24 protein-coding genes are annotated in these 25,744 nt (G+C 44.1%); 10 read left to right on the top strand and 14 right to left on the bottom strand.

The features are described 5' to 3' along the window. Nucleotides 1-57 precede the first annotated feature (57 nt). On the top strand, nt 58-1,911 hold the full coding sequence (locus MNR06_RS02780) for an LTA synthase family protein (protein ID WP_243538498.1): 1,854 nt from the start codon (nt 58-60) through the stop codon (nt 1,909-1,911). A gap of 97 nt (nt 1,912-2,008) precedes the next feature. Continuing rightward, nucleotides 2,009-2,989, top strand: a complete 981-nt coding sequence (locus MNR06_RS02775; RefSeq protein WP_243538497.1) for a universal stress protein — start codon at nt 2,009-2,011, stop codon at nt 2,987-2,989. A 2-nt stretch (nt 2,990-2,991) separates the two neighbouring features. On the opposite strand, the gene MNR06_RS02770 is transcribed toward MNR06_RS02775, so the two are convergent. Further along, nucleotides 2,992-3,510 (bottom strand): response regulator transcription factor, encoded by a 519-nt coding sequence (locus MNR06_RS02770; RefSeq protein WP_243538496.1) that lies wholly within the window; start codon nt 3,508-3,510, stop codon nt 2,992-2,994. A gap of 353 nt (nt 3,511-3,863) precedes the next feature. On the opposite strand from MNR06_RS02770, the gene MNR06_RS02765 reads away from it, so the two are divergent. After that, complete coding sequence (locus tag MNR06_RS02765; protein ID WP_243538495.1) at nt 3,864-4,490, top strand: TetR/AcrR family transcriptional regulator; 627 nt, start codon at nt 3,864-3,866, stop codon at nt 4,488-4,490. Nucleotides 4,491-4,544: 54 nt separating this feature from the next. Further along, nucleotides 4,545-5,543 carry an NAD(P)H-dependent flavin oxidoreductase gene (locus MNR06_RS02760; protein ID WP_243538494.1) on the top strand — a complete coding sequence of 333 codons (999 nt, stop codon included), beginning with the start codon at nt 4,545-4,547 and terminating at the stop codon, nt 5,541-5,543. On the opposite strand, the gene MNR06_RS02755 is transcribed toward MNR06_RS02760, so the two are convergent. From MNR06_RS02755 to MNR06_RS02740, 4 genes are all read right to left on the bottom strand, one after another. Continuing rightward, the gene (locus MNR06_RS02755; RefSeq protein WP_243538493.1) at nt 5,529-6,008 is read right to left on the bottom strand and encodes a DUF4442 domain-containing protein; all 480 of its coding nucleotides are present in this window, start codon (nt 6,006-6,008) and stop codon (nt 5,529-5,531) included. The genes MNR06_RS02760 and MNR06_RS02755 overlap by 15 nt on opposite strands. A 245-nt stretch (nt 6,009-6,253) precedes the next feature. Continuing rightward, nucleotides 6,254-6,637 carry a DUF1634 domain-containing protein gene (locus MNR06_RS02750; protein WP_243538492.1) on the bottom strand — a complete coding sequence of 128 codons (384 nt, stop codon included), beginning with the start codon at nt 6,635-6,637 and terminating at the stop codon, nt 6,254-6,256. Continuing rightward, entirely contained in the window at nt 6,634-7,446 is an 813-nt protein-coding gene (locus MNR06_RS02745; protein WP_243538491.1) for a sulfite exporter TauE/SafE family protein, read from the bottom strand. Before MNR06_RS02745 ends, MNR06_RS02750 begins: the two co-directional genes overlap by 4 nt. Nucleotides 7,447-7,453: 7 nt before the next feature. Beyond that, on the bottom strand, nt 7,454-7,843 hold the full coding sequence (locus tag MNR06_RS02740; protein WP_243538490.1) for a hypothetical protein: 390 nt from the start codon (nt 7,841-7,843) through the stop codon (nt 7,454-7,456). A 52-nt stretch (nt 7,844-7,895) separates the two neighbouring features. Here MNR06_RS02740 and MNR06_RS02735 point away from each other — a divergent pair, with 52 nt between their 5' ends. After that, complete coding sequence (locus MNR06_RS02735; RefSeq protein WP_243538489.1) at nt 7,896-9,140, top strand: MFS transporter; 1,245 nt, start codon at nt 7,896-7,898, stop codon at nt 9,138-9,140. A gap of 3 nt (nt 9,141-9,143) precedes the next feature. Here the strand turns inward: MNR06_RS02735 and arfB are convergent, their stop codons facing one another. Both arfB and MNR06_RS02725 read right to left on the bottom strand, forming a co-directional pair. Then, complete coding sequence (arfB, locus tag MNR06_RS02730; protein ID WP_243538488.1) at nt 9,144-9,548, bottom strand: alternative ribosome rescue aminoacyl-tRNA hydrolase ArfB; 405 nt, start codon at nt 9,546-9,548, stop codon at nt 9,144-9,146. Beyond that, nucleotides 9,545-10,021, bottom strand: a complete 477-nt coding sequence (locus tag MNR06_RS02725) for an OsmC family protein (RefSeq protein WP_243538487.1) — start codon at nt 10,019-10,021, stop codon at nt 9,545-9,547. Before MNR06_RS02725 ends, arfB begins: the two co-directional genes overlap by 4 nt. 129 nt (nt 10,022-10,150) lie before the next feature. Here MNR06_RS02725 and MNR06_RS02720 point away from each other — a divergent pair, with 129 nt between their 5' ends. Together MNR06_RS02720 and MNR06_RS02715 are read left to right on the top strand one after the other, a co-directional pair. After that, a complete protein-coding gene (locus tag MNR06_RS02720) occupies nt 10,151-11,734 on the top strand; it encodes an Rnase Y domain-containing protein (RefSeq protein ID WP_243538486.1) in 1,584 nt (527 codons plus the stop codon). A 192-nt stretch (nt 11,735-11,926) separates the two neighbouring features. Next, complete coding sequence (locus MNR06_RS02715; RefSeq protein ID WP_243538485.1) at nt 11,927-12,352, top strand: response regulator; 426 nt, start codon at nt 11,927-11,929, stop codon at nt 12,350-12,352. 78 nt (nt 12,353-12,430) lie between these two features. Here the strand turns inward: MNR06_RS02715 and MNR06_RS02710 are convergent, their stop codons facing one another. Beyond that, the gene (locus MNR06_RS02710; RefSeq protein ID WP_243538484.1) at nt 12,431-13,012 is read right to left on the bottom strand and encodes a hypothetical protein; all 582 of its coding nucleotides are present in this window, start codon (nt 13,010-13,012) and stop codon (nt 12,431-12,433) included. Nucleotides 13,013-13,166: 154 nt separating this feature from the next. Here MNR06_RS02710 and MNR06_RS02705 point away from each other — a divergent pair, with 154 nt between their 5' ends. Continuing rightward, entirely contained in the window at nt 13,167-14,228 is a 1,062-nt protein-coding gene (locus tag MNR06_RS02705) for a hemolysin family protein (RefSeq protein ID WP_407933193.1), read from the top strand. Nucleotides 14,229-14,239: 11 nt separating this feature from the next. After that, complete coding sequence (locus MNR06_RS02700) at nt 14,240-15,271, top strand: hemolysin family protein (protein WP_243538482.1); 1,032 nt, start codon at nt 14,240-14,242, stop codon at nt 15,269-15,271. Between the two features lie 263 nt (nt 15,272-15,534). Here the strand turns inward: MNR06_RS02700 and MNR06_RS02695 are convergent, their stop codons facing one another. From MNR06_RS02695 to MNR06_RS02675, 5 genes are all read right to left on the bottom strand, one after another. After that, nucleotides 15,535-16,044, bottom strand: coding sequence for a hypothetical protein (locus MNR06_RS02695; protein WP_243538481.1), 510 nt, complete (start codon nt 16,042-16,044; stop codon nt 15,535-15,537). A 161-nt stretch (nt 16,045-16,205) separates the two neighbouring features. Next, nucleotides 16,206-18,521, bottom strand: a complete 2,316-nt coding sequence (locus MNR06_RS02690) for an acyl-CoA dehydrogenase (RefSeq protein WP_407933235.1) — start codon at nt 18,519-18,521, stop codon at nt 16,206-16,208. Nucleotides 18,522-19,257: 736 nt separating this feature from the next. Next, nucleotides 19,258-19,473 (bottom strand): acylneuraminate cytidylyltransferase, encoded by a 216-nt coding sequence (locus MNR06_RS02685; RefSeq protein ID WP_243538479.1) that lies wholly within the window; start codon nt 19,471-19,473, stop codon nt 19,258-19,260. A gap of 139 nt (nt 19,474-19,612) precedes the next feature. Beyond that, the gene (mutM, locus tag MNR06_RS02680; RefSeq protein ID WP_243538478.1) at nt 19,613-20,425 is read right to left on the bottom strand and encodes a bifunctional DNA-formamidopyrimidine glycosylase/DNA-(apurinic or apyrimidinic site) lyase; all 813 of its coding nucleotides are present in this window, start codon (nt 20,423-20,425) and stop codon (nt 19,613-19,615) included. A gap of 91 nt (nt 20,426-20,516) precedes the next feature. Further along, nucleotides 20,517-24,047, bottom strand: coding sequence for a CHASE domain-containing protein (locus MNR06_RS02675; RefSeq protein ID WP_243538477.1), 3,531 nt, complete (start codon nt 24,045-24,047; stop codon nt 20,517-20,519). A 225-nt stretch (nt 24,048-24,272) separates the two neighbouring features. Between MNR06_RS02675 and MNR06_RS02670 the strand changes: the two genes are divergently transcribed. Then, nucleotides 24,273-24,989 carry a VC0807 family protein gene (locus MNR06_RS02670; protein ID WP_243538476.1) on the top strand — a complete coding sequence of 239 codons (717 nt, stop codon included), beginning with the start codon at nt 24,273-24,275 and terminating at the stop codon, nt 24,987-24,989. Here MNR06_RS02670 and MNR06_RS02665 read toward each other — a convergent pair. Then, the gene (locus MNR06_RS02665) at nt 24,986-25,735 is read right to left on the bottom strand and encodes a hypothetical protein (RefSeq protein WP_243538475.1); all 750 of its coding nucleotides are present in this window, start codon (nt 25,733-25,735) and stop codon (nt 24,986-24,988) included. The genes MNR06_RS02670 and MNR06_RS02665 overlap by 4 nt on opposite strands. Nucleotides 25,736-25,744: the final 9 nt, after the last annotated feature.

Below are 25,744 nucleotides of genomic sequence, written 5' to 3'. Positions count from 1 at the left end.
TGATAAAAAGCCCACTTCACAGTGGGCTTTTTTATTTTTATGAATTAGTCTGCTTTCATGAAATTCATTATTTCTTCAGTTCGCTTTTTAATTCGCATGACATTGGTTGGAATGATCATGCGTGCAGTGGTGGCCTTATATCTAGGTCTTTGGGACTTCGCCCTGCCAGCGACTTTTGATAATACTTTAGGCCCTTTTCTTTATGGTTGGCATTTTGACTTAGCTATTGGCAGTTTCATTTACCTAATTTTATTCGGCGGATCGGTCGTTTTTGGTTTGAGCGAAAAAAACCACAACCGCATTAGCTTTGTCTTACTTTTAATTTACACGATGTTTATCGGCACTGATGCAATCTATGCAAAGGAATCAGGCCGACATATTTCCTATGAGGTCTATAATCTTCTTAGCATTCAAGGGTCTTTAGCAAGTCTGCTAAAACAATATTGGTTGCAAGCCGTGATTGCCTTACTTGCAGCCTCGTTTTTTAATCGCTTCCTACCCCGCTATCAGCCTTTAAAAGGTTTTTTAAAGCGCACTGCTGCTGTATTTTTTGTTTTAATCATCGGCGTGGTCTGTGCGCGGGGATTTGAAGGAATTCCTCAGGATCCTTCTTGGGCCTATAGGTCCGGCGGCGGCAGCAAAGGTGCAACCTTAGCACTGAATGGAGCTTACGGAATATTGTGGGCCACCCTGTCTGGAAAAAAATCTAGCAAAGAAAACATCGTCGTACCTGGGGATATCAAAACTGCAGAAATCTTTAACGAATGGAAAGAACATCGCGGGATTAAAAAACCTTTTGCGAATTTCGATGGCAATATCGTTATCGTTTTCCTAGAGGGATGGCCCGGGGTTTACGTTGACAAAAAAGTCGGCGAAGACTTGGTTTTACCTTTTTTTAGTAACTTAAGAAAAGATTCTTTGCACGTCGATCTTATGCTGGCTGGTGGACATCGCACTACGGAAGGACTTTTTGCAACCCTTTGCAGCCTTCCAAATCCTCCAGGCAAAAGTATTATGTTTTCAGAAATTGAAAACAAAGATTTTCAGTGCTTCCCGCAGTTCTTAGCAAAAAAAGGATATAACTCTGCTTTTTTCCAAGGTTCTGACCAATTCACAAGCGGCGTTGGGCTGCTAGTTTTAAAAACAGGATTTCAAGAATCCCATGGAAAGCGTGAAATCCCTCATTGGGAATCATTAGATGCGAATGCCTGGGGCGTTTTCGATCAGGATCTTTATAAGTTTGCTTTGTCACTCATGGACCAAATGCAAGAACCCATGCTGATAGGGCTAAATACAAACACCACCCATGATAGAGAGCTCCCGCAAGGAGTAAGACCTGCCTTTGGTGATGAAAACGCAGCGACAATGCACTTAAGCGTGACTCACCATGCGGATAAAGAATTGCGTGATTTTTACGAAGCTTTAAAAAAACGCCCGTGGAAAAAAGATTGGGTTCTGGTTTTGCTTTCAGACCATACAAGCTTTTCCGCGAATGGTATTTTTGAACACTATAGTATTCCGTTTTTAATGAAATACCATTCTGTGACTGACAATAAAAAACCAGCACCTTTCGCTCATTCCTATGTACCAGGAGTTTTTTCACAAAAAGATGTGGGCGCGACCCTTGCCGATCTGACCGGAAACGAAGCACCTACTTTCTTGGGGCGCTCCCTTCTTCATCCACAGGATTTCAGCGATGGCGCCAGCATTTTTCATTTAGGTCAAACCGTATGGTATGAAGGAGATTGGGCTGTTATTTTCAACATTCGTGAGTACGGTCAGAAAAAATGTTTTCGTTGGGCCACAGATATGAATTTCCAGCTTCCATTACCTTGTCCGCCAGAAGCTGAGAATATTTATCTTCGTGGTTTAAGCTTCATTAAAGAATCGCAAGAGCTGCTATTCAGATAAGACCATCGTAGGTCTTATCCTCTTGTTTGATTACATTTGTTCCTTTGTCCGCTTTTTAATAAATGGGCTTCCCGGCACAATGGTTTTAGGAGGCTCTATGAAAATAATTTGGGCCATCGATGCATTCGAAGATAATAAAGAACTCAACCAGAAAATGGCAGACTTTATCACTCATCTGCATGAAACAACCCAAGCAGAAATTGAGCCTTTATACTTATTAAGAGAAAACGAAATAGTACTTCCCACCTACGAAGTTCCGGCCTGGGTGACTGACCATTCTCGGACTGCGGAATCTTTATTTCGTGAAGTCCTTTCTGACTACAGTCTGCCCTTTTTAAAGGAACCAAAAGTCATTCCGCACGCAGCCCAATCCCATGCAGGGGCTGCTGAAACTTTGTCGAACTATGCGGCTCGTGTGCAAGCGGATTTAATTGTCGTAGGCAGCCATGGTCGCCAGGGCTTTCAAAGATTTATTCTAGGAAGTTTTGCTGAAAGTTTATTACTTCAATCTGAAGTTCCTGTGATTGTTGTAGGGGCGCATTCGGTAAAAACCACAAGCCCAAAACAAATTCTTTTCCCGACCGAATTTGGCGATCATTCAAAAGAAAATTTTCGCCACGTTATTCAGTTAGCCAAAAACTTGAAAGCAGAAATCACTTTGCTTCATGCGATCACTCGTCCCATCGAAAGCCTTTTTGATCTAGATACTCGTCCAAGAGTTTATAATTACAAAGGCAAGATGATGAGCTTAGAGCAAATCATTGAACTGCAAGTTGAAAGTCAGGGACACCGAGCCCAGCTATGGGTCGACTGGGCCGCCAAAGAAGGTGTTATCGCAAGCTACAACATCGATAGCACATTTAAAGCCGTGGATGATCTTGTACTTGAAGCCTTAGAAAAACATCAATGTGATCTGATTGTGATGGAAGCGCAAAGCGGCCCTATGTCAGCAGCCTTGTTGGGAAGCTACACCAGAAATGTGGTTCGTCGCTCCCCTTGTCCAGTCTATGTCCTGACAAGACACTTCTATGATAAACGCTATGAAGAATATGTGGAGCAACCGCCTCCACCATTCTAAAGCTATCCTCTTCCGACAGGTTGGCGCGCGGGCGAACGTGGGATTTTCTTATAGATATTATTTAAATGAGTTTTAAGCGTCGCTTTGGAAATGAATAATTTTTCCGCGATTTGCGCATTGGTGCTGCCTTGGTGAACCATTTTCATGATGCGGATCTCGCTCTTTGTAAGCCCCTTGCTGACATAGAAAGCTTCGCGCTTTACGTCAGAATCTGGCTCTTCAAAAACTTCATGCAAAAGGGTTGTGATTTTTTCGCCATCATCGATCATCACCACATCGACAGTTTTGCCTTCAACCGAAACTTTTTTAAAAACGTTTATGCACTCTGTAACTGGCGTGCATTCGGCAACTTCCGATAATAATTTAAAGCAAGTTTTCTGACAGACAGCTCCGACAATTTCACCGCAGAGCTTTTTTGAACGTGAGTTTTGAAAAATCACGCATCTTTGCTGATCCTTAATACAAACTCCGAGGTGATCACTCAAGCTTTGCAAATGCTTTTGCGCTTCTTTGTCGCTCAACTCTTCCTCCGAAACGAACCTGAAAAGATGCTGAAACTTTGATTCCTTACTATAAACTTAATAGGCCTAATGAACAGCCTCTAATTTAGGAAATCACAATCCCGTAAAAAATCCTTGTCGTTCGCCAGAATTTTACAACATCTTGATTGCTTTTCAGCAATCTTGAGTCCTTAACAGTACAAATAATCCTGATTGCGACTAAAATCTATTAGAAATGTTAAAGAGCTGTGAAAAGATTTATCCAGCGCCCTCGACCGTAGCGCAATGCGATACTTTGACGCGCAGTATTGAATAACCCTTTCTCAGGGTCGAATATGAACCTGAGCAAAGTTTCACCTCGAAAGGAGGGAATTATGGGAGCCCCATCTATGAGCCATACCAATCCAGAAAAAAGATATATGCTCAAAATCCCGGTTCAAAAACGCTCGAAAGAAACTGTTGCAAGCATTGTAGAGTCTTGCGCGCGCTTGCTGGTTCAAGAGCCTTATCACGCAATTACCACTGATAAAATTGCAGAAATGGCCGGCGTGAGTATTGGATCTCTGTATCAATTTTTTGCTAATAAGGAAGCGATTGTAGCTGCGGTGATTGATGATCTACTTCAAAAAGACTTGGTCTATATTGAAGATCATTTATCTAAACTGCAATCCACGGATTTGGATTCTAAAATCCATGCCTTCATTGATATTGGTTTTACAAGATTCCATGACAATCGTCCGCTTCGCACAGCTTTGCAAGGCGTACAAGGAATGTTGGATTATTGGGATACACGTCGCGTGTTTTTTGAACACTATCAAAAAGCCGTTTTGGCTCACATGCCACAGATCCCAGGTCGCGACAGAGAAATGATGGCTTTATTCATCGTCAGCAGTTTTAATAACATTCTGCAATTGGCGCTGTTAGGACCACAATCTCCAGAACGCGAAGAGGCCATTAAAAAAGAAGTCTTTATTTTAATTCGCCGTTACTTGAATCCGTAATTTTTTGTTAGGCTTGTGACCTCAGAATGATCTAGCATCAAGTCTGAGGTCATCATGCTAAAAAAGATTCAGACGCCTTTTTCTGATTTAATGAAAGTTGATTTTCCGATCATTGCGGCACCGATGTTTTTGGTGAGTAACGAAGACATCGTTGTTGCTGCCAGTGAATCCGGCGGCATCGGAACATTCCCCGCTTTAAACTATCGCCCGATAGAAAAATACGAAGAAGCCATTAAGAACATCAAATCCCGCACTAAAAAGCCTGTAGGTGTTAACATCATCGTTAACAAAAGCAACTCCCGCCAAGATCAGGATTTAAAGATCGCTTTAGATCACGGCGTAGAGCTTTTTATTACTTCTTTAGGTAGTCCCAAGAAGGTCATTCAAGAGGCCCACAAAAATGGCGCGAAAGTCCTTTGTGATGTGACTAACTTAGAGCACGCGCTTAAAGTTCAAGACATGGGTGCTGACGGAGTTATCGCCGTGGGAGCGGGAGCTGGAGGTCATGCAGGACCAGTGTCACCACTCGTATTAATTCCATGGTTAAAAACTCGCTTACAAATTCCGATTATTGCTGCGGGTGGCATTTCCCATGGCTCTATGATTGCAGCCTGCATGGCCTTGGGCGCTTCAGGTGTCAGCGTTGGAACGCGCTTTATCGCAAGTAAAGAAGCACAAGTCGACCAATCCTATAAAGATGCCATCGTCAAATCTTCGCCTGAAGATATCGTCATGACGACAAGAGTTTCAGGAACTCCTGCGGCGGTTATCAATACTCCTTACGTGCAAAAAATTGGTACGGACTTACCTTGGCTTTTGAAAGCTCTAAAAGACCACAAGATGACGAAAAAATACGTCACCCCGCTTGTGCACATAATGGGTATGAAGTCATTAGAGCAGGCCGCCACAAAACCTTCTTGGAAAACAGTATGGAGTGCGGGTCAATCTGTGGGCTTAGTGGATGATATTTTAAGCGTAGAGGAAATTTATCAGAAGTTAATTTCTGAATACGCAGGCTCAGTCAAAGACCTAAATAAATTAGGCCTTGAATGATCTATTTCTCACCGACAATGTTAATTCATAGGTCATAACTTTTTCGGTGGGACTTGTTTTAGGAACGATGGCATAGCCCTTCATTTTTCTTTCAAGACGTTCGGAAGTGGTTTTAGATTCTTCGATCAATGCGTGAACTTGATCCACCTCTTCGCAGATAAAATGAACATCGCCGTCGCCACGTTTTAAGTACTGCCCAGTGAAGTCTTTGAATATAAAATCGATCTTCTGTTTGCTTTCAGAAATGGCCACCACTGCTGCGGCCGCAATAGATAACTCGGCTCCAATTCCCAAAGCTCCGAAATACATGGAACCCAAATGATTTTTCGTGCGGTAAGACAGTGGAATCTTAATTTCAAATCGTTCTTTTCCAGCTTCCACCACTCGGGGATTCACGAAAAGAACCAAAGGAATTTTTAATAATCCGTACAGATTCACGAACATAGTTAATTTGAGGTTTTTCATATTCATTCATAAATAGTAGGACCACTGCCCAGAGAAGGACCAGCGTTTTATTTCTGGATTTTGACTGCGCGCGATAATAGGAGTTTAATGGAAGGCAAGACAGGTGTTCGTGAAACTTCCCTCGACATTGTTTTCCCAATTCCCCTCCTTCTCGCGAACACCTGCCCTTTAAGCCCCTATACTCTGTCTTCTAAAGGAAAGACCGACGAGTAAGGGGTTCTTTTTTGCAGTTCGCTAGAGGATGTCTAGAGTTCAATTCCCAGGAAAAAACTAACGATCAAAGTCAGAAACACGCCGAAGGCCATGAAAGCTAAAGAGTATTCTTTTTGCTTCACGAAAAGGATTCCCGTTAGAAAAACTCGAATCACGGGAAGACAAACTAAAATCACCAGGCCCGCCAAGGTCATTAAAATCCCGCGGTCATTCATTATTAAAGCCCATTGGATCATTTCAAAGAAGGACTGTGGATGATAATCAGAAAGATGGGCAAAGATATCTTCTGATCCGAGCCACATCCAGAACCAACCAACAAATAAAAACAACCCCGCGAAATAAACACCACTTCTTAAGAAGCGACTGATGCGCAGTTCAAGTTTTTCTAACTGTATAGAATGGGCTTCGCGACTCATGAAAGCCCCTTGATAATCATTTGAATGGATACGATTGAAAGCACCACCACAAAAATCTGTCTGATTTTGCGTGATGGAATTTTAGTCATAACTCTAGCACCGAAAAGGGAGCCAACGATGATCCCGATGGCTACGGGTGCCGCGATCTCGGGCCTTACATCACCACGCAAAAGGTAAGCGCCAGCGCTGGCTGAGGCAGTTACACCGATCATGAAGTTGGATGTCGCCGAAGAAACTTTGATTGGTAGTTTCATCGCTCCGTCCATTGCAAGAACTTTGAAAATCCCGCTGCCAATACCTAACAACGCCGACAAGATCCCTGCACCAAACATCGCAAATAGACCGAAAGGTACATTCTGAACTTTATAATGATGCCAGCCATTTTCTGCAGGATAAGAACCATGAAGCTTTAGAGCCTCTGACCACGGGTGATTTTCAACAGCCACATGATCGGTGCGTTTTCTTAACATCATCAATGCCGAAAACAAAAGAAAGGCACCGAATATTAGAAACAACAATCGAGGCTGAATAAAAGAGGCAATTAAAAATCCAACAATGGCACCCGTGACTGTGCCAACTTCCAAGAGTACGGCAAGTCTTAGGTTCGTTAAAGAATCCTTCAAGTAGCCTGCCGCAGCTCCAGATGATGTTGCAACAATTGAAATGAGACTTGCTGCGATCGCGTAGCGAATATTGACTTGATACACCAAGGTTAGAACAGGAACTATGATGATGCCGCCACCAAGACCTAGAATAGCTCCAAGGAATCCGGCACCCACAGCAGTGATTAACAAAAGAACTTCGAACATCCTTGAACTACTTTTTACAATCAAAAAGTCGAATCAAGCGGGCACCGTGAAAGGTTCCCTTCTTTTCAAAATCCCATGGCGGGTAAGGAAGATAAACTGCCTCCGCACATTGCCCTGCTTTTGCTACGGCCCACTGACGATCTTCAGTTGAGGAGGTGTAGATTTCACCCGTCTTTTCATCGCGAATTCCCACTGCAAATGAAAACATTTTGGGAGTGATGTTAGAATCACTGCGTGTAACCAAAGCTACAGGCACTTCGATTCTTTCGACCCCCGTAATTTCCCCAATAACAGTCTTAGAGAAAATGATGCTGTAGTTCGCAGCGACTCCCCACAATGCGAGGATTGAAACACATAAAATAATAACAAAGATCGTAAACTTCCAAAGTGTTGCCATAGATTTGAATTATCGGGTACTTTAAGAGTCGTCAACAAAAAGGACCCTTACAGTGTTTTCTAAACAAGAAAAAATCCTTCTCGGCATTCTCGCTACCATTCAGTTCAGCTCGATCGTTGATTTTATGATCATGATGCCATTAGGGCCGCAGTTGATGAGGATGTTTTCAATCAATCCCCATCAGTTCGGACTGCTTGTGTCATCTTACACCTTCAGTGCGGGGATCAGCGGATTTCTAGCATCCTTTTTCATGGATAAATATGATCGCAAACTTTCTTTGCTGTTCTTTTTTATCGGCTTCTCGCTGGGAACATTGGCCTGCGCGGTGGCACCAACCTATGAACTCCTTCTTTTTGCCCGCGGTCTGACGGGTATCTTTGGTGGTGTTTTAAGCTCGTTAGTTCTTTCGATTGTCAGTGATGCAATTTCCTATGAGCGTCGTGGCAGCGCTATGGGTGTGGTGATGACTTCATTCTCTATGGCATCCATTTTGGGAGTGCCATTTAGTTTGTTTTTAGCTAATCAATTTGGCTGGCATTCGCCGTTTTTATTCTTGGGACTGGTGTCGCTATTTTTGTGTGGCGTTATTTGGTATTACGTCCCCCCGATGCGCGTCCACTTGGCTGAAAAAAGAGAAAAAGAACCGATTCACACTGTTCTGACTCGCATCTGGCACAATCAAAATCAGCGCCGTGCTTTGTTCTTTATGGCTGCAGTTATGTTTGGTCACTTTGCCATCATTCCGTTCCTATCACCTTCGTTAGTGGCTAACGCTGGACTTACGGAAGCGCAACTTCCGCTTATGTACATGGCCGGTGGTATTTGTACGATCTTCACTTCTCCATTTGTAGGCCGCCTTGCTGACCGCTTTGGGAAACATGCTGTGTTTATCTGGGGCGCACTGATCACCATCGTGCCGTACTGGGTGATCACTCACCTGGGACCTTCACCACTGTGGTTTACGCTTGGAATCTGTGCGTTTTTCTTTGTGTCCTCGGGTGGACGAATGATTCCTGCAACGGCATTGGTTTCAGGAACAGCTCAGCCCCACAACCGAGGCAGCTTTATGAGTATTGTTAGCTGCGTTCAACAATTGTCTGCCGCACTTTCAAGCTATATTGCAGGTTGGATCGTGACGTCGACACCTACGGGTGGCTTGAAAAACTATGAACTGGTGGGATATGTTGCTGTGATCTTTACGTTCGTAGCTATTTATCTTTCAAAGAAAATTCATTCTATTGAAGGTGGCTCGGTCTTGGCCCAGGAAGACAATCATGTGGGCGAACCTTTAGTTTAAGGTTTAGGTTCGCACTTTTTGTCTTAGGGATTTGGTTTCTGAATGGATTTTTTTGGTTTCCAGCCTTTTTCTTTGGGAACTTTTTGTCGGCTTAGTCGCAATTCGTTTTTTCGGTACAAAAAGCGCTTTTCTTAAAGTTTCATGAAGTCTTTTGATGCACTCAGAACGGTTTTGATCCTGATCGCGATGCACGTCGCTGCGAATGATTAGATCCCCTTCTTCCGTAAGTTTTCCGTGCAGTTTCATGGCCAACTTTTCTTTTAGCTCAGCGCTGACCACTTGCGAATTCCACAAGTTCCAGCGAAGGATAGCAGCGGAATTAGTGCGGTTGACGTTCTGCCCGCCCGGACCACGGGACCGAGCGTAGGTAAATTCCATTTCTGAAAAAGGAATTTGCAAATGAATCATGGGTGTTCAGCCGCGGCTTGGAAATCCGCTTTGCCCTCGCCTACTTTGGTTCCGTTAAGAACAATCTCGTAGGTCATTGGCGATGCTTTCACTATCATCGCACTGACGCCGCAATATTTGGTCATGGATAAGGTGACTGCTTTAATAACTTGTTCCGCCTTTATGCCCTCACCGCTAATAAGGTACTGTAATTTCACTTCGGAAAAAATCGACGGATATCCGGCGGTGGTTGCTGTTTCGCTATTTACTTCGCAGGATTCCAAGTGCACTCGCATTTTCTGTAAGATCGAAACCACGTCCATGGCCGTGCATCCACAGATGCTTGCCAAAAGGAGTTCCTTTGGGCTAGGGCCTGTATCCCCGCCGCCCTCTGCTCTTGTGTCCATAACGAGCTTATGGCCTCTTAGAGTCGCTTCAAAAGCGATCCCTCTGTCTTGGCCTAACCATTTTGTCTGACTGCGCATATGAGCCATTAATGCCTCCAGGCGTTAGCAGATACGCTACAATTCATAACGCCAGAAGTAAAGAGAAGCTCACAGTATAGGGATTGATTGCTTCAATTCACGTTCACAGAGTAAACTAAGAGGGTTAGGAGTACCCGTATGATTGCAATGATTGCTATAGCCTTAGTTTGTATTGTCGCCGGTGGCGGATTGGGCTTGGCCTTGCACAAATTCTTGAATCAACGCACTGTTCGACTTGCCCGTGAAGAGGCCCAAGACATCCTCAGTGAAATGAAAGAAGCTTTAGAGCTTAAAGCACTGGAAGAAAAAGAACGTGTTCAAGAAATTGAAATGGAGATGTGGACCAAAGTTGAACCTGACATGTTAAAGGTCGAAGGTCGCATTGAAGAACTGCAAGAGCTTGCCAACGAGAAAAAATCAAAAGCCGATTCCATCGTTCAAGAAGAAAAGAAAAAGCTGCAAGAGCGCGAAGGCGAAGTCAAAGCCCAAGAGCAAGGTTTAAAAAGCCAGGAAGCTGAATTAAATAAAATCAAAGATGCACAAAAAAATCTGAATAAGGATTTGGTGCAAAAGTTGACGGATCGTTTAGGAACTTCTGCTGAAGAATTTAAAAATCAGCTGAAGTCTAAGCTTGAAGAAGAAGAGCGCCGTCGTGCGGCCCGCTTCTTACAAGAATCTGAAGAAGATTTAAAAGAACATGCCGAACACCGCGCTAAGAAAATCTTAAGCTTGGTTATCGATCGTTTTGCCCGCCCTTACTGCGCTGAGCGTGGTATCGGTGCGGTGAATTTCCCAGACACCCATATTCGTAAACTTTTCTGCGACCCGAATGGGAACAACATTAAAGCCGTTCAAGAGGCTTGTGGTTGCGACATTATCGTTGAAGAAGGCATGGACATGGTGGGCGTAGCGGGATTTGATCCGGTTCGCCGAGAGCTGACTCGCAGAACCTTGGAACGCATCTTTAAAGAAAAGAAAAACATCAATCCTGATTTCATTCGTAAAATTGCGGAAAATCAGAAGAAGGAACTTTTCAAGAACATCAAACACGATGGTGATGCTTTAGCTAAGGAATTAAAACTGGAAGGTTTGAATTCTGAAATCCGTCAGATGATGGGTTCACTTCGTTACCGTTATTCATTCACGCAAAACCAATACTTCCATTGTGGAGAAGTCGGTTGGCTTGCAGGTTTGATGGCAGCCGAACTTAAGCTTGATATCAAAAAAGCACGTCGCGTGGGCATGCTTCACGATATCGGTAAATCCATGGACCACGTGGCTGAAGGCGGCCATGCTGTGATTGGTGCAGACTTTATCGCGGCTCGCGGTGAAGCACCGGATGTTGTTCATGCGGTTAAAGCCCATCACTTTGATGAACAACCTTCAACGGATCACGCCTTCCTAGTGATCGCAGCTGATGCGGTTTCAGGAGCTCGTCCTGGTGCCCGCAGATCTACGATCGAGTCTTACAATCAAAAGGTTTCTGAACTTCAAGATATCGCGCGAAGCTTCCCAGGTGTGACGGATTGTTTTGTTCTTAGTGGTGGACGCGAATGCCGTGTCCTAGTGAACGGACGAAAAGTAGACGACACTCAAGCTCTAGATCTTTCCAAGAAGATCGCCGCTCGTATCGAAGAAGAATGTAATTACCCAGGACAAATCAAAGTCGTTGTTGTGCGCGAAACTGTTGTAACAGAACAAACCCGCAAAGAACTCGCATAAGACTTATTACTATATCCTCCGCCCTTACCTCACAGTAAAGGCGGGCTCGCCCGCCATAGCTTTAGCGACGGCGGGATCTGCTGCATAACAACAGACCTTTCATTAAAATCAGTTCATTAACGCGCTTTTAGAAGATTCTCTGAACTACATCAGTTGAAATGGACAGGTAGTTTAATCAACAGGGAGACTTCAATGGTGATCGAAACGTCGCTGGAAAAACAGCACACGCCTCGAGTTCTTGTGATCGATGATAGCTTGGATTCTGTAAAGCTAATGTCGCACATCCTCGACCACTACAAGTGTGATGTTACAATGGCCTTTGATGGTCAAGATGCGATTCCACTTCTTGTAAACAGACAATTTGACTTGGTGATTCTAGATTGGCAAATGCCACAAATGGGCGGTCGCGACACTTTATTATTGATGGATCGTCTTTTGAGTGAACGTAAAGCTCACAAAATTCGTCGCCCTTTACCTGTCGTTATATACACTGGCCATAGTGAAGAGGAATTGGATTTGCCTTTAGTACGTCACTTTACATACATGGGCTTTATCAATAAGCGCCAGGCTTTTAGTTCAATGATGAGATCTTTTAATTTTATTTTGCGTTCAATCTAAGGCTACTTAGGAACGCTCGAGAGAGGAAAGATGGACAAGGAATGTCCATCTTTCCTCTTAGTCCATTAAAACTGGCCCTTATTTTCTTTTAAATGGATGAGCGCATTTTCCTTGATTCTGACATCTGATCATTTCGAAGCGATAATTCTTTAGCTCTAACAATGTGTATTCAAGTTCTCTTTCAAACCCAAAGGTGCTAGTTCCCTTTTGTGCGATTGAGAAAAATTCTTTTACGTTTTGAAATTGAGATTGCGGGAAGACTTCTTCAGAAGAAGTGGAAAAGAAACGCAATGGTTTTCCAGTGCGAATGGCTTTAATAAAACGCGCACGTTGTTCGTGGGCTTTTTCAATGCCGGCTTTGGGATCTTTCCAGCATTTCACTTCGGCGATTTTAATGACGGCTTGAAGATTGTTATCAAAGATCACAACGTCTAATTCACCAATCACTCTTTCTTCGTCACCGTAAGCGATTCCGTTAATCACAGAGTATTGAGGCGACGGATATTCTTCTTGCATATCAAGGCGTGCGATTTCTTCGCAGATGGTACCTGAAGCTTCGTAACTAACGGCGAAGTCTTTTAGAAGTTGAAAGTCTTCCTCCCATGAAGCTCTTGCTAGTGAAGATGACAAAAACACTGTTATTAGGATCAATGATTTCATTAAGGACTCCCCGCGTTTGGAAGTCTTATGTTGCGCAAGTATCAGAGAGGCAACACATAAAACGCCCTCACGACTAACGCGCTGCATGCATAAACTAGGAGCAATTATACGCATTCCTTTAGTTACAGCCGAAAGCTTGCTATAAAAAGATTATATGGACCCTGACCCCTACCCGAATATCTATCTTACTTCCTTTTTTATAATCCTCGCTTTGATTTTGGTTTTGCTGAACGCATTTTTCGTCGCAGCAGAATTCGCTATCGTTAAGGTTCGTAGCACCCGTTTACGGGAACTTGCTGCGAAAAATGTGAAGGGAGCCAACAGCGCTCTTCACTGCTTAGATCATCTTGATGATTACCTTTCAGCGACTCAGCTTGGAATTACTTTAGTCAGTCTTGCCTTAGGTTGGATTGGTGAAGAATCTTTTTATGAGTTGTTTGGAATATTAATGCCGCAGTTGCGGGATTCTTATACTGCAACCTTCCACACTCTTTCTTTTGCAGCGTCATTTTTAATCATAACGACTTTACACGTGGTCTTAGGCGAGCTTGTTCCTAAAAGCATGGCCATTCAAGAGCCTGAAGAAATCACATTAAAAGTAGCATTGCCACTGCAATGGTTTTACAAGCTTGCAAAACCCTTGATCGTGGCCTTCACCTTCATGGCGAATTTAGTTTTGAAAGCTTTGGGTTATCCAGGCTTTAAAGAAGCACCCTGGACGGAAGAAGAATTAAAATTGGTGATGCAGGATTCAAGAGAAGACGGCGTTATCAGCGACAGTGAAGCACAAATCATTCACAAAGCTTTCGAGTTCGCAGATAAAACGGCTCGCGACATTATGATCCCAATAGAAAAGGTGCAGTACCTTTCTTTGAATAAATCCTTTGAAGAAAATAAAAACACCGTTTTAAGCCGTGGTCACACGCGCTTTCCAATTTGTCAGGATGATTTAAATTCCATTATCGGTATTTTAAATATGAAAGACATCCGCTTCATTCAACAGTGGAGTAATGATGTGTTCGTTAAAAACATTAAGCCACCACTTTATGTAGAACCTCAAATTCGCCAAGATAAGTTGATGAAGCTATTTTCTGAAAAGAAAATGCATATTGCCATCGTTCAAGATTTCCCTTCAAGAAAATGCCTGGGAATTGTGACATTAGAGGATGTCTTAGAGGAACTTGTCGGCGATATCGTCGATGAACACGGGAACTAAAGGATTTATTTTTGGCTGAACTTATAGTCATCATTATTTGTCTATTCGTGAATATGCTTCTTTCCGGGGCGGAGATGGCTTTTGTCACGGTCAATCGCCAGCAATTAAAAGGGCAAATAAAACTTCGCAGTGCTAAAATGCTTTTGAAATTAAAAGAGCATCCAGAGCGCACCCTATCTGTGATTCAAATCGGCATAACCTTTGTCGGTGCCATTGCCGCAGCTGTGGGCGGTGCCGGAGCTGAGGAAGCCTTAAGCCCCTATATCATCGAAAGATTTGCTGTCAGTGAAAACACGGCGGAAGCTATTTCAATTATGATGGTGGTTGTTCCGATTTCCTACTTCAGCGTTGTCATTGGCGAACTTGTGCCGAAAACAATGGCGTTAAAAAATCCACTGGTCATCGCTATGATGTCAGCGAATTTTCTATATTACGGGGAAATCCTGCTTTCGCCTTTTGTGACTGTGCTTGAAAAATCCACGAATATTTTCGTGCGCATCTTTTCCTTTGGTTCAAAGCTTAAAAAATTTGAAACTCCTGAAATCAACGTCGAAGATCTGCCACCGCAAACTAAAGAGTATGTAGTAAACCTTGTCAGCGCCGATAAAAAAGTCGCTAGAGACATTATGTTACCTTGGAATGAAGTCGTTTTTGTGCGCAAAGGGGATTCAGTTAGCGACGTGGAAAATCTCATTCTTAGCTCTCGCCACACACGCTTGCCGGTCTTAGACGAAAATGAAGTCATTGGTCTTATCAACACCAAAGAATTTTTAGCGATGCTTCGTCACGGTAACACCGACTGGAATGCCTTGATCCGACCGATCTTAAAATTTAAAGGCTTTGAGCCGCTATTTAAAATATTATTAGCGATGCAAGAAAATAAATCCCACATGGCCGTGATTTACGAGCGCCTTGATGTCGTGGGACTTGTATCAATGGAAAGTATATTCGAAGAAATTATCGGCGACGTTTTCGACGAAGACGATGATGGCCTAATGAAAAAAATCCTAGCATCAAAGTCTCGTCGTCCTTTGCGGCAGTAGTCCTGGTGCTATCGAACGAGGGAATTGGAAATGCTAGCAGAGGCTGGGTATTCCGCTCTCCTCGAGGACGCCGTCCGGGCTCAGTTGCCGCCGCAGCTTCGCTGCGGTTCGCGCCATCGTGGCGCCGGCAAAGCCTCGATCCGAGTGGAATACCCAGCCTCTGCTAGCATTTCCAATTCTGTTCAATAGATATCAGTCACTTCGAATGGTCGGATTTTTGATGATTTTTTCATAAGATGCCATTTAGGGCCTTTAAAAAATTTCTAAAGATTATCTACAGTGATTGGTAAGGCGTAGATCGCTTGGGTTTGCTCGCCGGATTTGTTTTGTTTATAGCCGTGCACTTCGATTTTTCCATTTACTGTGGCTGGTGTGTTATCGACAAAAGAAATTCCTCCGCAGATGAGGTTGCAGTCGGTTTCTTTTGTTGTGCCGGCTGGTATTGTTGTCCAGTTGAGTTCATTGCTGAGTGCTTCTAGGGCTGCGCCAGATGTTGTGCACTCGTAAGAGCCGCCCGATAGAATGTTATCAACCATCTTTACTTTGATTGATGTGATTACGAAGTCGTTGTCTGTGTCGGTCCAATTAAATGACACATTTCCTAGGCGGATGTGGGCTGATGAAATGTCTTCGACGGGGTCTGGGTTTTTCGCTGCAAGGCAGCTCATTGCTGGAGTCGGTATGGCCCACACGGATTCGTTGGCACTGATTTCTAGTTCACCTGCCTGAGCCACTGTAGACGCTAATAGAATCGCTGTAATGAATGCTTTCATAAATTCTCCTCCAGATATCTTTAGCCTTCCTGAAGGACTCTGCTTAATCAAGAATTTAGAAAATAAAAAACCCCGGGTTTTATTCCGGGGTTTTCTTTATTTTAGCAAAATCAGATAGCACACTTTCTTACTCCGACGGAGTCAGAGTGTAATAAACCAGGCTATTTAATAACATGGTTTGCGTGGTATTGCTCTTCAGAGAAATCATCCACCAAAATCGCATCGTATCTAACAGCATCTGATTCTTGAATAAGCTTGTGCTCTTCAGCAGTGATGATGTTTTTGTTACGAGCTTCGTCGATCAACAAATTAGCTTTCTTCTTAGGAAGAACACCTTCACGGATCGCTTTTTTGATTTTCTTTTCAGCCGCTTCAGCGCGAAGTGAAACTGACATCGCGTAATCAAGACGAGCCACTTGTTGGTTGCGGTCTGTTGGCATGTAGATACCATCCGTCAAACGATCACGGATGCCACCTTCTTGCAACATCGCTGATGCAATCGCGTGTGACCAACCATCAGAGGCTTGTGAACCGATAGAGTTGATACGTGACCACGCACCGATCCAACCTTTAAAGAACCAACGAAGACCTGGAATTTTCAAGTTGTCGAAAAGACCATCGAAACCTTTTTGGATTTCAGCCATGTTGTGTTTTAGGTTGTAGTGAACGAAAGCCAAATCTTCTTCTTTACGGCCTTCCGCTTCGAAACGGCGTAAGATCGCAGTTGCGATATACATGTTTGCCAAGATATCAGCAAAACGACCGGTGATTTTCTCACGCAGTTTTAATTGTCCACCAAGCACACCCATCGCAACGTCAGATAACAACGCGAAAGTCGCAGAAGTCCAAGATAAACGACGGAAATAAACTTTCATTTGCGGATGACAGTCTGGAGTCGCTGCCAAGTAACCACGAGAAAGTGATAACAAGATCGCACGGCACGTGTTTCTTACGATGTGACCGATGTGACCCATGAACGCTCTATCGAACGCTTTTAAGTCATTGGCTTCATAAGCACGAACTTCAGAGTAAGCAAACGGATGGGCACGAAGCGCACCTTGACCGAAAATGATCAGAGTACGAGTCATGATGTTCGCACCCTCAACCGTTATACCGATTGGAGTCGCCACATAGATTTCAGCAAGAACGTTACGAGGTCCCATAGAGATTCCCGCACCACCCATGATATCCATGGAGTCGTTAATCACACGACGGCCCATTTCAGTAGAGTAGTATTTTTGCATCGCTGTGATAACGCCTGGCTTGATACCTTTATCAAGAGCACCTAAGCAATATCTTCTCATCGCTTCAAGAGCGTAAGTAGCGCCACCGATACGAGCAAGAGGCTCTTCAACCCCTTCAAACTTACCGATAGAAACACCGAATTGACGACGAACGACAGAGTGAGCGGAAGTCACGCGAGTAGCAAGTTTTGCTCCGCCGGTAGCTTGCGCTGGCAATGAAATACCACGGCCTGCAGCCAAACATTCCATCAACATCATCCAACCGCGACCCGCGCCTTCGATACCACCAACGATAGCATCTTCAGCATTCACCACAACGTCTTTACCTTGAGTAGGACAGTTATAGAAAGGAGTGTTCAAAGGATCATGACGGCGACCAAGCACAACACCTGGAGTTTTAGAAGGAATCAAAGCACAGGTGATACCTAGGTCTTCACCTTTACCCAAAAGATTTTCTGGGTCACGAAGACGGAACGCAAGACCGATCACAGAAGAAATCGCAGCAAGAGTGATCCAACGTTTATTCCAGTTCAAACGAATCTGAATCTTTCCGTCTTCACCTTTAAATAGAACACCCGTAGAAGTGATCGCACCTGCATCAGAACCCGCAGTAGGCTCAGTCAAACCAAAGCAAGGAATCTCGGAACCATCCGCCAAACGAGGCAACCAACGTTTTTTCTGTTCGTCAGTTCCATAGTGAGCAAGAAGCTCTGCAGGACCAAGAGAATTTGGAACCATCACTTGAATTGCAACAGCCAGTGAACGAGAAGAAAGCTTCATGATCACTTCAGAGTGACAAAGAGCGGAGAAACCAAGACCGCCGTACTCTTTAGGTACGATCATACCCAAGAATTTTTCTTTTCTGATGTAATCCCAGATCTCTTGAGGAATTTCTTTAGTTTTATAAATTGTCCAGTGATCGATCATCGAGCACAGAGTATTCACCGGCCCATCCATGAAAGCTTTTTCTTCAGCAGTCAAATCTGGGTAAGGTTCATTCATAAGATTTGTGAAGTTAGGTTTACCAGAGAAAAGATCTTTTTCTACCCAAACAACACCGGCATCCAAAGCCGCTTTTTCAGTATCAGAAATTTTCGGAAGGAATTCGAACTTTTTGAAAATCGCAAACACACCCGAAGTAACAAGGGCAGCACGAATCGCCGGAATATTAAAGATCACGGCAACAACAGCAAAAACAATCCACAACCAAGTCGGCGCTGCAAAACCAAACATGATAGCTGCGATCGCGATAGTCCACACGATCAGAGGGCTGCCAAAAAAGCCCACAAATAACAAGAGCAAAACTGAAGCTAATACCCACAGCCCACAGTTGTTCTCTAGAAAATACCCATACAATGAGTTGTCCACGATGTTTCTCCTTTAATCCATTAAATGATCACACCCAATAATTAGACAATTTAATGTGAGGATGTGCAAGGCCTTCACCAAAGAAGTCTATATATAGGAAAAACCCGAGGAAGATTCCTCGAACACATTTGAAGTACAAACAAATTAGAAGAGCAAAACTAACGTTAGAATTGTGAAGTCAGAAACATAATCAACAAAAACAAAACTGAATTGACCATTCCTCATTTACCAAAAGAACAATCACTCTAAAATCCCAACGAAACCCGCACCCAAAAAAGAAATTGGCGCTCCCAAGGGTATCCAAACTCCCAAAACAGCTCGCGCGAAGCGCGGCGAAAAGGCGCCCATTGCGAAGCAATGCAGCCTTTCCCATTTCGTCGCCAGGTGGTGGTCAAAAGGGGTCGGATACAAGGCGGAGGCGCCCTCCCACAGCGCAGGCGTGGCAGCGCCACGTCGGAGCGAGGACAGGGCCCGACAACGCAGCCCCGAAGGGGTCGAGGGCACAAGCCCTCGATAGCCGGCCCCTTTTCACCACCACCGAAAGGGCAAAAAAAAAGCCTATCGCACGCGATAGGCTTTTTTAAGTTCTCGTAAAAAACGATTACTTAGTTTCAGCAGGAGCTGCTGGAGCTGCTTCTGTAGTAGCTGCAGGTGCAGTCTCAGTAGTAGCTGGAGTACCTTCAGCAGGAGCTGCTTCAGTAGCTGCAGGAGCAGTTTCTGTAGTAGCAGGAGCTTGCTCAGCAGGTTGGTTTTTAGAGCAAGTGAAACCAGTTGTGAAAGAAAGTGCTAGCAAAGACGCGATAACGATTGCTTTCATTGTTGTGTGTCCCTTCATTTTATTTATTGCATTCCCCATTCGGTCGCGATGACAGTTCGGTGGTCCGCATTTTGTTTTTAAACTCGACTAAGGGCTAAGGTACAAAAACAGCGGCGGGTTAGCAATCGAAATTTTTAAATTATTTTTGGCAACCCGAACACCAGAAGGTGTTCCGACCGCCCATGACTTTGGCTTTCACCTGTTGCCCGCAAGCCACACAGTCTTCACCTGCCCGATCATAAACACGAAAAGTATTCTGAAAGTATCCACTTTCCCCACTAGCTTGGGCAAAATCACTGATCGAAGAGCCACCATTTTTTATCGACCTATTTAAGACTTTTTTAATCTCTTTCACCAACCTCTCGGCACGTTCTAGGGACAGCTTTGAAGCAGGTAAGGCCGGCTTAATTCCAGAGGCAAAAAGGGCTTCGCTCGCGTAAATGTTGCCGACGCCGACCACTACTTTTTGATCCATGATGGCAACCTTGATTGCGACATTTTTATTACGCAGACTTTCCCAAAGGGAACGCCCGGTGAAAGCTTTTTCCAAGGGTTCAGGCCCCAGAATATCCAATTTTGGATGGGTCTTTTCTTTCTGCACAAAATCAAAGCAGCCGAAACGTCGCGGATCACGGTAGGCCAAACGTAAGTTTCCCGAAAAGTGAAGATAGATATGATCATGAAGACGCTCATCACCTGGGGGAGCCACGCGCCATGTCCCCGTCATACCTAGATGAGAAAGCATGGCGCCCTTCTTAGTCCATAACAGAAGATATTTTGCCCGTCTTTCAACAGACAATAATTTTTCTCCTAAAAGTGTCTTTAATTTTTTTGCCGGGATCGGATCACGTAAATCGGCCCGCTTCAGCTCGATTTTTTCTAAAACCGGTTGATCCTTTAAGATACTTTCAAGCCCACGACGGACCACTTCGACTTCGGGAAGTTCTGGCATTTCTAACCTGCTTTACAAACTCAAGGATCTTGACGCAAGATCCCATATTCGAGGAACCAGTATACCCAGTCATGAATAGAATTTCAATTTTCTACCCTAAAGACTTGGCCGGCCTCTTTTCTAGCCACTTCTTTAAGATGCTCATCAGCTTATCATCGGAAACGGGCTTCGCAAGATAGTCGTCCATACCCGCTGCCAAACACTTCTCTGCATCGCCGGCCATGGCATTTGCAGTCATTGCCACAATAGGAATTTGCGATGAATAGATGGTTTTACTGGCGCGAATTTTCTGCGTGGCCTCATATCCATCCATCTCAGGCATTTGGCAATCCATTAAGATAAGGTCGTAGGGAGCTTTAGATAACGCAGCTAAAACTTCGTATCCATTTGCTGCAACATCGGCATAAAAGCCTAACTTTTCTAACATCTTTTGCGTGATGATTTGATTGACTGAATTATCTTCAGCCACAAGGATGCGAAGTTTTCTTTCCGAAGTCTGTTTGAATTTTGCAGACCCTTGCCCCTTCGGTAGCACGTTGTTTTCAGCTAACGGCAAAGTAATTTCAAACCAGAAAAGAGAACCTTTTCCTTCAGCACTTTGAACTCCGATTTGTCCATCCATGCTTTCAACAAGTTTTTTACAAATAGATAAACCCAAACCTGTTCCGCCAAATTTGCGTTGAGTCGAGGAATCTGCTTGGGAAAACGCTTGAAACATTTTACCCAACGCCTCGTCTGGAATGCCGATTCCTGTATCTTCAACTTCGAAACGCAATCGGACTTGGGAATTTTCATTTTGAAGAGTCTGACCTCGTAAAGTGACCGAACCTTCGGTGGTGAATTTAATCGCATTACTTAAAAGATTTAAAAGAATCTGTTTAAATCTTCCTGGGTCACCTTTTACATAGCGTGGCAGATTTGACGAAAGACTTGTCACAAGAGAAAGATTTTTTCTGCTTGCCATAAAGTGCAACGTCTTCTGACAATCCTCGATAGCCTCCCAAATACTGAAATCAATATTTTCAAATTCAAGCTTCCCCGCTTCAATTTTTGAAAAATCAAGAATGTCATTAATAACAGTTAAAAGAGTCTCTCCTGACCGGCGGATTGCATCCGCAAAAGAGCGCTGCTCATCGGATAAATCTGTATCCAACAAGAGGCCCGTCATACCAATCACGCCATTGATGGGTGTTCTGATTTCATGACTCATGTTTGCTAAAAATTCGGATTTTAATTTTGTCGCAGACACGGCTTCTTCGCGAGCTTTGGTGCTTTCTTCAAACTGCAGACGCAAACGGCGTTCGTTGTCCTTTAATAAGTTTTCGGTCAACTTGCGTTCGGAAATATCACGAATGATGCCTGAAAAAAACTTTCCTTCTTCACTTTCCCAGGTGGAAATAGATAATTCGATAGGGAATTCTCTGCCGTTTTTATGCAGACCAATCAGTTCAACCGTGGAACCAACAACCCGCGATTCGCCTCCCTGACCCACAACACGCTCCATACCTTTAGTGTGGGCGTTGCGGAAGCGGTCAGGCATAATCAACGTCAGCGACTGCCCTAAAACTTCGCTTTCTTCATGACCGAACATGCGCGTGGCTGCAGGATTCCAGGAAATGATAAGACCATTCTCATCCGCTGAAACAATCGCATCTTGTGCTGATTGGGTGACTGACTTAAATCTTTTTTCTGATTCACCCAGCTTCTTTGTTTGCTCATCGGCCAGTTCTTGAGCGCGGCGACCGACACTAGCCAGACCTACCACCAAACTTGCCAACATAAGTGTCACCAAAGCTCCACACAGTCCTACCCAGGCCGCTGTCGTATCATGGGCAGACGTGAAGGCCGGTCCCCTATTCCATCCCAAATAAAGAGTTCCTTGAGCCCACTTCATTTTGGTGACTCGTTCAAACGCGGCGGTTTTAGGGCTCTCTGCAGGCGATTGATACAGCAGACTTCCTTCTGTTAGCGCTGGGTCCTCAAATACAGTAAGGTGTATTTGCTCGGCGTATTTGCCAAAAACCCCGTTAAAAAAGCTCTCTGCTACGAATGGGGCAAAAATCCAACCTAAAAAAGCCTCTCGCCGTTGCTGTACTGTGGCTAACGGTTTACCTGGTTTATAAAAAGGATAGTAAAGAACAAAACCTACTCGTTCTTGTTCCTGCACTAAAATAAGGCGTTTGGTAATTCCAGGTTTGCCAGTATCTCGAGCATAAGACGCGGCTGTGCGACGATTTACTTCGGAAGCGATATCCAACCCTTGAGCCGACCAGTTTGTTTTATAAGGCTCAATATAAGTAATCACAAAATGCTCTTTATCGGCAGGTGAACTTTCCAATGAGGCCTGCCATGGCAGAGGTTTAATAGTGAAATTTTTTAGGCCTTCCGCGCGCATCGAGTTTTGGAACTTCACCACGTCTTTTTCCAAAACGGGACGAATAACTCCCACACCGTTAATGCCAGGATATCTTTCTTGAATTTGCAAAGTCGTAAAGTAAGAAAGCCATTCGTTTCTACTTACTTTATCAGAAGCTAAGTGCAAACCCACCCCGCCTAATAATGCGTCTTGATATGTGGTAAGCCTATTTTCGATGTTTCTTTGAATATCTAAGGTGATTTCCTTAAAGTTGGCTGCATCGCGAATAAGTTCTGCTTTGTGAAATGAATAAAACAATCCGCCCGATATGGCCCAGCCTAAAATTAAAACTATGGAGGCCGTTTTTAGAGCATTTGATCGTTTAAATCCGATGATCATCAACGTGGTGACAGCAACAGCACCGATGAACAACTGCAAATTAATGAGATTGTCATTTAAGGATCCACCCACGAAAGGACCAATTTTTTGAACAGTTAATGAAATCGCTAAAGTCGATACAGCTAAAGTAAAAATTCTTAAACCAAATTCGCCAAAAATAAAAAGCGCCACTAATAATGCGGGGAAGATAAGAAAAAGAAAATTCGTACCGACAGAGGTGAAAAAAACAACATAGCACAACAACATGACTGTTGCGGCTCCAAATACAGGCGTAAGAATATTTGTTATTTTTAAACTGCGAGTGCGCCATTGCCATAACGCAATCAGCGCTGGCGCAATGACTAATCCGCCAAGCGCATCGCCCACCCACCAAGTGATCCAGACCTGGCCTAGAACTGCTGTTTTTAAATTATTAAAATAATAAAGTGATGCTACCCCGATGGTCGCACTGATAAAAGAAGCCCCCAAAGACGCTAGCACCACACCTGCAGTTTCAGATTGATTCTCCAAAGCTTTCTGATGACGGAGAAACTTTGCAAGAATGATGGCTCCGACTAGAGCCTCTAAGGTATTTCCGACGGCAATGGTGAAAGCCGCTGCTAAGGGCACATCCGTTAAGGCATTAGTAAAAAAAGCACCAAAGAAAATAGCAGGCGAATATCGTATTCCAAAAGTAACTAAGGCAAAAAACGCAAACCCCGTAGCAGGCCATACTGGGGAAGAAGTATGATTGATGGTCGCAAGTATAAGACCTAGCTTTGCCATTCCGGCATAAGCAGCAGTAAGAACCAGCATCAGGAAGATTCCTAAGAAAAATCCAGATAACTTACTTTGCGCGGTCACTGTCTTTAAATCTTGCAGTCTCATACCGAACCTTTGTCTCTCTATGGGTCCTACACTTAGTTTAGGGGATTTCTAACAAGACAATTGTCAACTTTTGGTAACAATTCGTCCCTGTGAAATAAGAGGTATTTCGACACTGCCTATGGCTTTAGTCCTTTTTACGTTACGCGTGGCACAAGCTAAGTAAATAGATGGTCCTCAATACGAATTTAGATTGAAAAGAAGCTTCAGATTTTCCATTATCTCCCAATGACTACAGCGACAGAGACTCAGCAAAAAGAAAACGGTTTTTTAAATCTTATTTTCAATATCGTTTTACCCGTATTAATCCTTAACAAATTCAGTAAATTCATCGGCCCCGTATGGGCGTTGCTGTTGGCTTTGGCGTTTCCTTTGGGTTATGGCGCTTATGACTTGATCAAAAGAAAGAAGGTCAATGCGTTTTCAGCTTTAGGGTTACTGAACGTTCTTTTCACTGGGGGCTTGGCTCTTTTGGGACTGAATGGATTTTGGTTTGCGGTGAAAGAAGCGGCCTTCCCTGCTTTGGTGGGTTGTTTCGTTCTTGGTTCAGCATTTACCAAAAAGCCCTTCGTTGAAATTCTTTTTTTGAATCCATCGGTCATGAAGGTCGATCTTTTAGAAGAACGCTTGAAAGAGCGTGGAAAACAGGTGGAATTCCATCAGCACATGAAAAAAGCCACAATGTGGCTTTCTGCTTCTTTCGCGTTCAGTGCTCTTTTGAATTTTATATTAGCGCGCAAGATCTTTACGAACATTGATCCCGCTTTGCCAGCAGATACTCAGTCACTTCAGTTAAATGAACAAATCGCGCAGATGACCACATGGTCGATGGCGGTCATCATGGTGCCCTCGATTCTTTTTCTGCTAGGAATCTTCTGGTACCTCATGCATGGCATCAAAACCCACGCGGGACTTACGACAAACGAACTTTTAAAAGAAAATTAGAAGTCGCCTGAATCTTCGTTAAATACCGGCGGAGGCGGCGGCGGAGGAAAATCCGTGCCCGAACCAAACCCACCAAAGTCATCACCAAATGGTGGCGGTGGAGGTGGCGGAGGTGGTGGTATGTCACCAAAATCATCTGGCATGTTCGGTGCTGGAACATATCCTCCATCACCGAAATCATCAAAGGTCGGCGGTGGTGGGAAGTTTGAAGAAGAACCACTAAAGCTAGGGCTGCTGCTTCCAGAAGAAGAACCATAGGTCGGACTTACTTTTCCATAACGCGGACTTGCCCCGTAAAGAGCACGCTTTTTATACTCGTAACGTGGACGATCTGATTCCAACCCCAATTCACGGGCTTCACTAGGTAAATTCAAGGCCTGACGATCCAAAGGCGCGATGACGACTTTGTCCCGCGCATAGGATTTCATCGCCTCTTCTTGTTCTTTCTCGTAACGCTTTTTAGCGGCGGCATCGGCTTGGGCTTCAGGGCCATCTTCCGACATTGAAACAGCTTTTTTGTTTCTTTTGTATTCAGTTAGGTCCCGGTTTTTTTGATTTTCCCACTGCTCTTCTTCTTCAAGATAAGCTCTCTCCCCTTGCTCGCGGGCTTTATCGAACTGGTTGAACTTGTTTTGATGCTCAGCAAAACCAGTCAGTCGATCCTTTTCAGAAATAACGTTAGCTGCCCCCGCAAAAGAGCTCGCCAATGTCGCAGCAAGAAAGAGTTTATAGGAACGTAAGAACATACTGGCCTC

The organism is Bdellovibrio reynosensis, assembly GCF_022814725.1.
GTDB lineage: Bacteria > Bdellovibrionota > Bdellovibrionia > Bdellovibrionales > Bdellovibrionaceae > Bdellovibrio > Bdellovibrio reynosensis.
This window is presented reverse-complemented; position numbering and strand designations above follow the sequence as displayed.